Source organism: Cytobacillus sp. Hm23 (genome assembly GCF_051842895.1).
GTDB lineage: Bacteria > Bacillota > Bacilli > Bacillales > SM2101 > Nanhaiella.
The window spans coordinates 150,636-162,404 of sequence record NZ_JBPXRQ010000011.1; the positions used below are offsets into that span (position 1 = coordinate 150,636).

At 34.4% G+C, this 11,769-nt stretch carries 9 protein-coding genes; 7 read left to right on the plus strand and 2 right to left on the minus strand.

Annotated elements, in window-relative coordinates; all coding sequences use genetic code 11:
- Positions 1–192 precede the first annotated feature (192 nt).
- A complete protein-coding gene (locus tag ACSVDA_RS09550; protein WP_485882704.1) occupies positions 193–651 on the plus strand; it encodes a hypothetical protein in 459 nt (152 codons plus the stop codon).
- 194 nt (positions 652–845) lie between these two features.
- Here ACSVDA_RS09550 and ACSVDA_RS09555 read toward each other — a convergent pair whose 3' ends face one another.
- On the minus strand, positions 846–2,378 hold the full coding sequence (locus ACSVDA_RS09555; protein ID WP_485882706.1) for an esterase/lipase family protein: 1,533 nt from the start codon (positions 2,376–2,378) through the stop codon (positions 846–848).
- 601 nt (positions 2,379–2,979) lie between these two features.
- On the opposite strand from ACSVDA_RS09555, the gene ACSVDA_RS09560 reads away from it, so the two are divergent.
- From ACSVDA_RS09560 to odhB, 4 genes are all read left to right on the plus strand, one after another.
- The gene (locus tag ACSVDA_RS09560) at positions 2,980–3,099 is read left to right on the plus strand and encodes a sporulation protein YjcZ (RefSeq protein ID WP_214482142.1); all 120 of its coding nucleotides are present in this window, start codon (positions 2,980–2,982) and stop codon (positions 3,097–3,099) included.
- 352 nt (positions 3,100–3,451) lie between these two features.
- Positions 3,452–4,258 carry a pyrroline-5-carboxylate reductase gene (gene proC, locus ACSVDA_RS09565; protein WP_485882708.1) on the plus strand — a complete coding sequence of 269 codons (807 nt, stop codon included), beginning with the start codon at positions 3,452–3,454 and terminating at the stop codon, positions 4,256–4,258.
- 572 nt (positions 4,259–4,830) lie between these two features.
- Positions 4,831–7,668: a 2-oxoglutarate dehydrogenase E1 component gene (locus ACSVDA_RS09570; protein WP_485882710.1), complete on the plus strand. Its 2,838-nt coding sequence runs from the start codon at positions 4,831–4,833 to the stop codon at positions 7,666–7,668.
- Entirely contained in the window at positions 7,668–8,915 is a 1,248-nt protein-coding gene (gene odhB / locus ACSVDA_RS09575) for a 2-oxoglutarate dehydrogenase complex dihydrolipoyllysine-residue succinyltransferase (RefSeq protein WP_485882712.1), read from the plus strand. Before ACSVDA_RS09570 ends, odhB begins: the two co-directional genes overlap by 1 nt.
- A gap of 52 nt (positions 8,916–8,967) precedes the next feature.
- On the opposite strand, the gene ACSVDA_RS09580 is transcribed toward odhB, so the two are convergent.
- Positions 8,968–9,636 (minus strand): TetR/AcrR family transcriptional regulator, encoded by a 669-nt coding sequence (locus tag ACSVDA_RS09580; protein ID WP_485882714.1) that lies wholly within the window; start codon positions 9,634–9,636, stop codon positions 8,968–8,970.
- Positions 9,637–9,825: 189 nt separating this feature from the next.
- Here ACSVDA_RS09580 and ACSVDA_RS09585 point away from each other — a divergent pair, with 189 nt between their 5' ends.
- Entirely contained in the window at positions 9,826–10,566 is a 741-nt protein-coding gene (locus ACSVDA_RS09585) for an SDR family oxidoreductase (RefSeq protein ID WP_485882716.1), read from the plus strand.
- Between the two features lie 492 nt (positions 10,567–11,058).
- Positions 11,059–11,769, plus strand: a 711-nt coding sequence (locus tag ACSVDA_RS09590; protein ID WP_485882718.1) for a transposase, incomplete at its 3' end; no start/stop codon positions are given.

Here is an 11,769-nt window from a genome sequence, read left to right on the forward strand (position 1 = left end):
GCTATTTTTTATTCTTAATTTTATGATTATCGTGTAATATACAATAAGAGTCTTAACAATGACTTCGTAATAGGGCAAGCAATTGAAATTGAATGTTAAAATAATAAAAATCTTTTATTAAGTATAATCATTTTATAGCTATAGGTATTTTCTATATAATGGATGTAATAACATTTACATAGGAGATGGCACATGAATCACAAAATTAGAGTGTTAGAAATTCGGCTAAATGACCGTTATAAAGACTATCCTGCACTATATCATTATAAAGATATCGATCGAGAACAAATATTTGTCAGGCGTGAATGTGAGTATTATGTGAAGGACGGCATAGTATATGAACAAGTATCATCAGCATTAGAAGATGACCGTTTCGTTTTATATGTGAACAAAATTGGAGATGATACTATCGATCCCAATACACGTGTGAGAGAAAACTTATGTGTGGAAGTAAGGGAGTATAGAAGGATTGGAGAGCAAAAGCTTCTTAAAATATATGATTGTCGTGATCATATGGACGTTTTAGGATATATAGGTAATACATTTATATATATAGAAGGAAAAGAGTATAAAAGGTCGTCGGTAGAGGCAGATGAGGATAGGCAAACATATATTTTATATGTAAATGATACTGGTACTGTCCTTGAATGATATATGAGTAGAAATATAATGGGACATAAAATAAATAGAAGAAAAAGAGCTTGAATGTTGTTTCAAGCTCTTTTGCGCAACAGATTAGTTTAATAGATAAAAGGTTAATGTTAAATACGAGTATAAAGTCGCAAATTTTCTAAATCCGATTAATTTTATCATCTACGAACATAATTCAACAAAACAAATTGACTTTAATTTTCGTCATATTGATAATAAGATTTCACAGCAGTTCGGTAAAACGTTTCACCATTTTCGGTCGTTCCAACAATTTCATAGGTTACATTGTACGTATCAGCTTGGAGTATATCAAGAATTTCATTAGAAATATCTCCAGGGTTTTTTTGTTTAGGTTTATTTTTCTTCACTTTCTTATCAATTTTCAACTTCTTAGCTTTCTTTTCGTTATTTGTATTTTTCGCTTCTTTTTCGAGCTCTCCCCAATTTAAGTTAAGCGCATTTGACCCTTGAAAATTTGTTACTATAAAGTAGGCATCTTCGTTGCTACTATTTAAATCTATTTGCCATTCTCCAGCACCAGGCTGGTCTATAGTAAATGTTTGAATGTAAGTGTTTTTAAAGTAATTCTCTCCCTCAGATTGAATATATTGTTTTGATTTTTTTGTATACTCTTTTCCTTTCGGAGAAATAAGCTTTACATTCACATCTTTGCTAGCTGTTAATATTTGAAATACAACTCTATTATTATCGGATTCTACAGGGATAAGTTCTTCTACTAGTTGATTAGTAGATAAATTACCGCCTCTTAATAATTGTTCAGGTACATATTGTGAGTCAGATGAAGCAGCTGTGAACCAATTTGCCGATGTGTGATTAGATGTATCATTTAACAAAGTTACGATTCTATCAAATGAACTGTTGCCCATCCGAATATTATCGTGATCTATGTCGTCTCCTCCACTAAAAAAGTGAGTGCCATACGGAAGCTTTGAACTCCATACAGGAACAAGACCGTCGTTATCACCGCCTATATACGCACCACCAAACCAAAGAGCAGAAAAGAAAGGCCCCCATCCAGTGCCAGATGCAGTATAATAGTTATTTTTGTATGCGCTTTCATTTTCATCAGTAATTAGCCGGAATTTCTCCATTTCTCCTGTTTGCATTACATATGTTCCTTCATCAGTTCTGCCAATCAAGTCTGCTAACCAATTTGCCCAAGAACTATATGCCAAATCAGCTAAAGGAGAACCATAGTGTGGAGAAGATAATGTAATCACATCGTTTACGTATGGCCATGCTCCATAATGGACGAGCGCTGTTTGTGAATCGACCCCTCCCTTACTATGAGCGATAATAGTAACTTGCTCTCCAAAATAGTCGTAAATGTCCTCTAACATTGAAGCTAGCATTTGACCATTATGCCACATATCCGCAGCATCTCCACCAGTTGCATCCTCAAGTTGTACAAAAGCTGTTCGATAGCCATTAGCATATGCATAATTGTACATATCGTTTTCACCGTAATAAACTGTTTCTTCCCACCAATCCTTAGCGTTTCCGTGTAAACCTTGGACGAATACGAGAGGAGATTTGTTCATATTCAAATTGTCGGGTGATGCCCCTAAGTACCAAGTTCCAGGTGTGTCGGTTACATTAATTGGTTTTGGAATAGCATCAGTTACAATAGCACCTTTTACAATGCTAGATGGAAATACTAGCATCACAGTTAATAAAACGATTAATAGATAAGTACGGATTTTCATTTTTCCAACTCCTTTTATTCATATTTTCTACTATATAGTAAATGCATATAGTTAATTGTAATATTACAAATATTCAGTATATTAATCAAGATTGATAGTATTTTCACAAGTATTGTAAGTTATAGGCTAAGTAAAAAGTCTTATTTTGTTTCAGCATTTGTTCTCCTAAGTTTAGAAAACTATGTTGTTTTTTCACTTGCATTTGAGTGACTGTTTATATGACTTTCATAGTCTTTAGCGAAGAAAGATGCCCCGAGCGTTAGGTGCATTTGTATTTAGTCATTATTACGAAAATCAACAATAATCGGATAACAGCTTTTGTTAAGAAAAACAATATGCTACGCACAAGCAGAAAAAAACAAGGAATTTTGTTGTATTAAATATATAGGGATGGAATGGTATTGTTTGATTTCAACTGTAAGTAACAAAGCTACTCCAAATCAATTAAATCAGTGATTGTTTCTAAGTTCGAAAACAACAAGCTATTTGAAAAATAATAAAGATGATCATAAATTGGGTGTTTTCATCATGTGCATTCGTACAGTCAGTTTTTTTTTATACACATAAACTGAACATATAACTAGAAAGGAGGAATGGTAATATGTATGGTTATGGTGGTTATGGATATGGTGGACATGGACCTTTTGGTGGATTTGCGTTTATTGTAGTATTATTCATACTGTTGATCATTGTACTTGGAGTTGTGGTACGCCCTTATTAGAGTATACAAGTGAACACCATCTTTCATTCATGGAGTTAGATGTTTCAATAGCGTAAAACTTGAATAGGTTGATCGCCTATATGGCTTTTAAGGTAGTACTCTTATAAAAAGAAGAGTACTCCTTTATTTTGTTTTGAGGACAGAAATAGTTTTCACGCTGAAAATAAATACTATTTCTGATATCTTAAACAAAGTTCATCCAAATTATAGCGAGTATAATTAAATACTTCATTATTAATAGTGACTACGTTATAATCGTTTATTGTGGTAGTTAATGATCAAGAAACACATTTGAAAATAAGAAATATTGATTAGATCAACAAATATATCTATTAATGGAGTGGAACATTTAATGAAAAAAAAGATCTTATTTATCGGTGCAGGCAGAATGGCGGAGGCCATTTTTTCTGGTTTACTAACATACAAACAAGAGTATATTGATGAAATTATTGTTACGAATCGAACGGATGAACAAAGGTTATTTGATTTGAAGGAAAAATATGGTGTCACTACATCAACAAAATGGCAGGATGAGGTCGCCCATGTAGATATAATTATTTTGGCTATGCCTCCTGAAGCCCACAAAGAGATACTAGAAGATTTGTCTTTATGGATTAAAGGCCAATTAGTTGTTACCATAGCAGGTGGTATAGGCATACAGTTACTAGAAAATATTTTGCCTGAGGAGACGCCAGTTGCTTGGATTATGCCAAATACTGCTGCAAATATTTCTCAATCTATGTCTTTATACACTTTTGGGAAAGCTGTTAAGGAGAAGCATCGCCAAGAGTTAGATCTAGTATTAACTGGAATAGGTGATGCAGAACTATGTACGGAGCAGCAAATACATGATTTAACTGCTATTACTGGAAGTGCACCAGCGTTTTTATATCGTTTTGCTGAGGCGTTAGAACAGTCGGCGTTAGAATACGGTGTTACAAAAGACCAAGCACGCAAGCTCGTTACGCAGATGATATATGGATCAGCTGCTATGCTGAAAGAAGGACATGCTCCTCACGAACTACGTGATCAAGTGACATCACCTGGTGGTTCTACGGCAGCAGGAATAGAAGTGTTAGATCAAAATCAATTCACAAATATTATTGAGCAGGCGGTTATCGCAACACAAAAGAAGGCACAACAACTAGCAGGGAAATAAATAACTATTTCTTGGTATGTGACTCATTTTACTGAGTAATATTAACAAAAAAGTACAATAAAGAGCCTAAACGAAAGATACCTCAACAGTCCAATCATCTGACTATAGTGAGGTATCTTTTACTGTCTTATTAAGGCTCTGTTCGTGAATTTTGCCGTTTTTTCACTTGGATTTGAGAAACAGATGTAGTGTATTATATGTTTTTTATAGTCTTTATAGAAAAAAGATGCCCCGAACGTTAGTTATATTCGTGTTTAGCTATTAGGTAAGCAACAATTAATGCGGAAACAGCCTTTATTAAATACTATTTAGATTTAATGATAAAAATAAGGTTATGTCAAAATGGTTGTCGCTTTATCAAGCTAAGGCATAACCGCGTAGGATAATAGTAAAAATAATATTGAAGCTTACGAGAAGAGGGTTGTTAAAATTAGTTATTGTTTTAAGCATTATTTTTGTAATATGTATGCGTTTCTGTTATTTTTTAATTGAGAACCAAGTTCAATTAAATATAATACAACACTTCTTATAGTTACATCATATTCGTTCATATAAATGGGAGGGTAACTAACATGACAAACAGAAAACATGGCTTTCAATGGCAATCGTTTTCTGGACCAAACATTGCGTATGTTCAAGAGCAATATGAGTTATATTGTATTAACCCTAATCAAGTGGATGATAGTATTAAACAATTATTTGCTAAGTGGGGACCGCCTACTTTTTCAACTACTAAGCATTGTGAATCTCAAAACAACCAATCAGACCAATTATCAAAAGTTGCTTCTGCAATCCAACTTATTACAATGATCCGAACAAAGGGACATTTGTATGCAAAAACTAATCCGCTACATCAGCATCTTAATAAAAATGCTTCTTCACCTAACTTTCTAAACTTAGAGACGTATCAATTAACGAGAAATGATCTGAACAATATGACTGCCGATATTATATGGGAGCATGCACCTCACTCAATACGTACTGGACTTTCTGCTATCGAAAAATTAAAAGAGCTCTATACAAGTTCATTGTCATACGAATTTAATCACGTACAAGACTTAGAAGAAAGAGCATGGCTATATAAAGTAGTTGAAACTGAGTCTTTATATGAAGAATTGCCACAAGATCAAAAGGTAAGTCTTCTTGAGCGCTTAATTGAAGTTGAGAGCTTTGAAATGTTTTTACACAAAACATTTGCAGCCCAAAAACGGTTTTCAATTGAAGGGCTTGATATGTTAGTCCCAATGTTAGATGAAATCATTTATGCAAATGCAAAAACAGGGACTAAAGACATGTTGATAGGGATGGCACATCGAGGTAGATTAAATGTGCTAGCTCATGTTTTAAGAAAACCATATGAAAAAATCTTTTCTGAGTTTCATCATGCACCAAATAAACATCTTGTCCCTTCTGAAGGATCAACAGGGATAAATTACGGTTGGACGGGTGATGTTAAATATCATTTAGGTGCAGACCTTGATATTCACGAACAAGAAAGTATTCATACAAAGATACACCTTGCGAATAATCCTAGCCATTTAGAATTTGTTAATCCTGTTGTTCAAGGGTTTACCCGTGCAGCCCAAGAAAATCGACAGAAGCGAGGATTCCCGATACAAAACCAAAGTAGCGCATTAAGTATCCTCATCCATGGTGATGCTGCTTTTCCTGGCGAAGGGATCGTAGCAGAATCATTAAATTTAAGCCGTTTAAGAGGATATCAAACAGGCGGTACGATACACATTATTGCAAATAATCAAATTGGATTTACTACAAGCCCAGTTGACTCGCGTTCTACATTGTATGCAAGCGATATAGTCAAAGGTTTTGAAATACCAATCATACATGTAAATGCTGATGATCCGGAAGCTTGCTTAGTAGCTGTACGCCTCGCTTCAAAATATAGGGAGAAATTTAAGAAAGATTTTCTCATAGATTTGGTAGGTTATCGTCGTTATGGCCATAATGAGACAGATGATCCAATGGCAACACAGCCTTTAACGTATAACTTGATTCATAAGCACACTCGAGTAGCTGAAAAGTATGCTGAGCAACTTCATGTGAAGGGACAGTTCAGTGTTGAGCGCTTCAATAATTATAGACAATTTATGAATAACAGATTAACCGAAAGTTATAAACAAATAACTACACAAGAAAATACGAATGATAAGACCAGCTTAAATGAAAGGTTATCTTCCAACGTTTCTGAGAAAAAAACGCCAATAACTGAAAAAGAACTAGTTGATATTAATACTTCATTAGTCCAATGGCCTGAAGACTTAAATGTATATCCGAAATTGAAAAAAATACTGATGAGACGAAAGGAAGCGTTGAACGAACAAGGAAAAGTTGATTGGGGGTTAGCTGAAGTGTTAGCGCTTGCATCAATTATTTCTGATGGTACACCGATAAGAATGACAGGCCAAGATATTGAAAGGGGAACATTTGCCCACCGCCATATTGTTATAAATGATTATCAAAGTGATAGAAAATTTTCTGCTTTACACAACATGGACAATAGCAAAGCATCTTTTGCGGTATATAATAGTCCATTGTCTGAAGCGGCCGTACTAGGTTTTGAGTATGGATACAGTGTTTATGCTCCAGATACATTGGTTATTTGGGAGGCACAATTTGGAGATTTCGTGAATGCTGCGCAAGTAATCATTGATCAGTTCATATCAGCTGGAAGGGCTAAATGGGGACAGAAGTCAGGGTTAGTCATGCTACTTCCACATGGATACGAGGGACAAGGGCCAGAGCATTCAAGCGCGCGGTTAGAACGTTTTTTAACCTTGTCTGCAGAAAATAATTGGACAGTGGCTAATGTAACTTCCTCTGCACAATATTTTCTTATACTCAAAAGGCAAGCAGCTATGTTAAGTGATGAGGGGGTTCGTCCACTAATTATAATGACACCGAAAAGTTTACTACGTCATACAAAGGCAATGTCATATATTGAGGAATTCACTAATCAGCAATTTCAAGAAGTTATTGAACACCCGCTTGTTGAAGAAGATTATGAGGCTGTGACACGGCTTATTCTTTGCACAGGAAAAATTGCAGTAGATATAGTTTCTGAGTTGGAAACGAGATCCACAAAAGCATCAAGTAATATTCATATATTACGTATAGAACAATTATATCCTTTTCCAAAAGAGGAAATTATTCAAAAAATACAACGCTTTCCAAATTTAGCTGAGGTCTTTTGGGTACAGGAGGAACCTAAAAACATGGGGGCTTGGGAATTCATTTATAAACTGTTACAACCTTCCTTACAGCATGTGAAATTTGATTATATAGGACGACCATATCACTCAAGTCCTGCAACAGGAGAACATGTAATTCATAAGTTGGAACAGGAGCAAATTATACAACAAGCACTGAAAATAACAGAGGAGTGGGCATAATGAAAGAAATTAAAGTACCGGAACTCGCAGAATCTGTTACAGAAGGTACGATTTCTGAGTGGTTCAAGCATAAGGGTGATTCCATTTCCAAAGGTGAAGCGATAGTTGAGTTAGAAACTGACAAAATTAATATAGAAATTTATGCAGAATATGATGGTGTATTAGAGGATATTCTAGCTGAGCCAGGTGAAGTTGTTTTTGTAGATCAAGTAATTGCGAAAGTAAATGATAACTCAAATGAGTCATTTTCTAAAGCTGCTACCGAAGAAACAGTTCATGGTGATCAACCGAAAATAGATGTTCGTGAGGGAGAGCAAACGAACAAATTGTCATCACAAAATGAGCGTCCGATAGCGACACCAGCCGCTAGGAAAAAAGCTAGAGAATTAGGGATTGATCTAAAACAAGTTGATTCAAGAGATTTGCTCGGTCGAATTAGACCTGAAAACGTCATAAACTATGCTACTTCAATCGAAGAGAAGCAAGATAAATCAACTATAATTGACAATGCTCAACCACCTTTCACTGACCTTACTCAAACTAAACAAATTGAACGGGTCCCAATGTCACGGCGCCGTCAAACAATTGCACACCATTTAGTTCAAGCGCAACAACAAGCAGCGATGTTGACTACTTTTAATGAAGTAGATATGACTGCAATTATGAATTTGCGTAATAGGAAAAAGCAAAGGTTTGAAGAAAAATATGATGTTCGCCTTGGATATATGTCTTTTTTTACGAAAGCAGTTGTAGGTGCATTGAAAGCCTTTCCGATGTTAAATGCTGAAATTCAAGACAACGAAATTTTACTAAAACGATATTATGATATCGGGGTTGCTGTGTCAGCAGAAGAGGGCTTAGTTGTTCCAGTTCTCCGTGATGCTAACCAATTAAGTTTTGCAGACATTGAAAAAGGAATTAGGAATTTGGCCTCTAAAGCTAGAGAAAAAAAATTATCACTTCAGGATTTACAAGGTGGTACATTTACGATTACTAATGGTGGTGTATTCGGTTCATTATTTTCAACTCCAATTTTAAATGCACCTCAAGTAGGGATATTAGGGATGCATAAAATTCAAAAAAAACCAATTGTTATTGATGAAGATGATACGATTGCAGTTCGACCAATGATGTATATTGCTCTTTCTTATGACCATAGAATCATTGACGGCAGAGAAGCAGTGCAATTCCTTGTCCATGTAAAAGAACTGGTAGAGGACCCTGAATCATTATTACTTGATGGATAATTTAAGATGATGGGAAAGGGTGAGATTAATATTTAATCTCACCCAAAAAATATTATAAATATGACGTTGCTAATTTGCGAGAAAGATGTTCAATAATATCTGTCATTACTTCATCGTTTGCAGATAGCAGTGTTTCACTTTTTATAATTTGTATTTTTTTTGCTTCGTAATAATCTAATAAAGCCTGTTTAGTCGTTAAGCCTTCTTCTAATAAATAGGTTGGTTCTAGTAACTTTCTTAATGCAACTTCATCTTGCATAAGCAGAATTTGAGGATTTAATGAATGAAAAACCCCTTCTTTCATCCCTTGTTCATAAAAATATTTAATGGTCGTTTTTCTTTTTCTTCTGGCAAAAATAATTTCTTCATATAAATTTGGAAAACCAATTTTCAATTCTTCTAAAAACAATTCAGAAATATATATAGCCGTTAGTACTTCTTGCTCAAAAACTTTTTGGAAACGTTCTATATAAGTAAATTGATTATTTTCAATGGTTTGTTCGCCTTGCTTAAAATATTCAATATAGTTTTTCGTTATTTCATTTAATATTTCTTCTTTTGAAGAAAAATAATTATAAAGTGTAGCTTTGCTAATTTGCATATGCTCAGCTATATCTTGTATTTTAAGTGAATTAAATCCTTGAACTCGAATGATGCTCATTAATTTTTGTGCATATGTTTTTCTCATTTGTTCCCTTAACTTAGGATCAATCTTACGCATGGAAAATCCCCCTTAACAACTTAATTATAACATATACTAATATAGCCTTATAATAAACACTTTAGACAAAATAAGTTGTTTTAGTTTACAATGTTTAATAATAGTGTTATATTTACATATGTAATACATTTTAGGCTAAAAAAACATTATTAGTATAAAAAGTTAAAATACTAAAGGAGTTGTTTTACTATGACAAACAAAGTGGCAATCATAACAGGAGCGAGTAGTGGTATTGGTCAGGCAACAGCTTTAAAGTTAGCGGAGCAAGGATATCAAGTGATGTTAGCTGCAAGACGGGAGGAAAGATTAAAGGAATTACAAGAACAAGTTAAGGAAATTGGTGGTCAGGCTTCATATCATGTGACAGATGTAACATCGTTTGAGGAAATGGAAACTTTATCGAAAGAAACGATGAATGTTTTTGGTAAAATAGACGTTCTAGTAAACAATGCAGGGATTATGCCGTTGTCATTTTTGAACAAAAGAAAAGTGGATGAATGGGATAAAATGATTGATGTGAATATAAAAGGCGTACTTTATGGGATCGGAGCGGTTCTACCGTATATGGAAGAACAAAAATCAGGGCATATTATTAATATTTCTTCTGTAGCAGGGCATCGAGTTGGGCCTGGAAGCTCTGTTTATAGTGGTACAAAATATGCTGTAAGAGCTATTACCGAAGGGCTGCGACAAGAAATGAAATCAGGACAAAATATTCGTACAACAATTATTTGCCCTGGAGCAGTTGCAACAGAACTCACTCATACAATTACAGATGAGGATGTTATCCGTAATTTCCAAGAAAGATATGTTGATTTAAAGACATTACAAGGAAAAGACATTGCAAATGCGATTGCGTATGCAGTTCAACAGCCTGATCATGTTGATGTAAATGAAATCATCGTTCGTCCAACAGATCAAATGTTGTAATAGAGTATCATTGCTAATAAATTATATACATGAACAGAGTCTGTCGTTAAGCTTCACAATATGTGTAAAAAGATTTTATTTATTACACTTGAGCTTAAGCTTCAGGCTCTTTTTATTAGGCTCTTTTCGATGGTTGCTCTTGCCACTAAATTAGTATAGTAAAAAGGGATTTAAAACGTTTGACATATTTCAAAATAAAGATGCCACGAACGATAGTTGTGTACTTGTATATTACTTAATTTTAGAAAACAACAGTTAATGCGAAAACAGCCTTTTCCGTTTAGCTTTTCTATTTTTCAAATAAGCTAAACGGCTCACATGTAATATTAAAGTTAGGAGGCTGGGACAAAACCCAACTCTGATATGAAAAAGCCGGTGAAATTTTACGACGAGTAAAATTTCACCGGCTTTGATTATTTTTGAATTAAAATAAGGACCACTTCTGATAAAATAAAGTTACCACACAAAATCTAATCAGAAAGAAGGGTCCTTATGTTTAAAAATTATATCATGAATCAACTAGTTTTGCCTTTAGATCTAGAAATGAAATTACAAAAAAATGATATTGCCTTCCATGTCCATCATTTAGTTGAAAGTATCCCTCATAAAGCGTTCGAATCATTTCTCCGAAATGAGGGTTGTCCTGCCTATCATCCACGCATGATGCTTAAAATTATTTTGTGTGCCTACACACAATCGGTCTTTTCTGGACGCAAAATTGAAGCCCTATTAAAAGACAGTATTCGTATGATGTGGCTAGGTCAAGGATATGAACCAAGCTACCGCACAATCAATCGATTCCGTGTTCAACCAGAAGTGAAAGAATTAATTCGCGAATGTTTTGTCCAATTCCGTTGCCAATTGATCGAAGAAAAACTTATTGATCAAGAAGCAATTTTTATTGATGGCACAAAGATTGAAGCGAATGCGAATAAATTTACGTTCGTCTGGAAGAAATCCATTGAGAACTACCATGAGAGTTTAATTGAAAAGTCAAACCAGCTATACAATGAGTTACTTAAGAATGAAATTTTACCTGAAATTGAACGTGAAACGGCTGAAGAATTATCATTGGAAGATCTCTCTCAATTGGTTCAAAAAGTAGACGATGTTGTAACTGAGTATGATAAACAACTTGAAGATACGTCAGACGCTTCAGAACGAAAAGCCTTAAGAAGTGAACGTAAGTATCCAAAACAAATT

Bases quoted from the DNA above. Each gene is read 5' to 3' on its own strand.
- odhB (WP_485882712.1), top strand. From the start codon at position 7,668: ATGAAAGAAATTAAAGTACCGGAACTCGCAGAATCTGTTACAGAAGGT.
- ACSVDA_RS09560 (WP_214482142.1), top strand. From the start codon at position 2,980: ATGTATGGTTATGGTGGTTATGGATATGGTGGACATGGACCTTTTGGT.
- ACSVDA_RS09555 (WP_485882706.1), bottom strand. From the start codon at position 2,378: ATGAAAATCCGTACTTATCTATTAATCGTTTTATTAACTGTGATGCTA.
- ACSVDA_RS09570 (WP_485882710.1), top strand. From the start codon at position 4,831: ATGACAAACAGAAAACATGGCTTTCAATGGCAATCGTTTTCTGGACCA.
- proC (WP_485882708.1), top strand. From the start codon at position 3,452: ATGAAAAAAAAGATCTTATTTATCGGTGCAGGCAGAATGGCGGAGGCC.
- ACSVDA_RS09580 (WP_485882714.1), bottom strand. From the start codon at position 9,636: ATGCGTAAGATTGATCCTAAGTTAAGGGAACAAATGAGAAAAACATAT.
- ACSVDA_RS09585 (WP_485882716.1), top strand. From the start codon at position 9,826: ATGACAAACAAAGTGGCAATCATAACAGGAGCGAGTAGTGGTATTGGT.
- ACSVDA_RS09550 (WP_485882704.1), top strand. From the start codon at position 193: ATGAATCACAAAATTAGAGTGTTAGAAATTCGGCTAAATGACCGTTAT.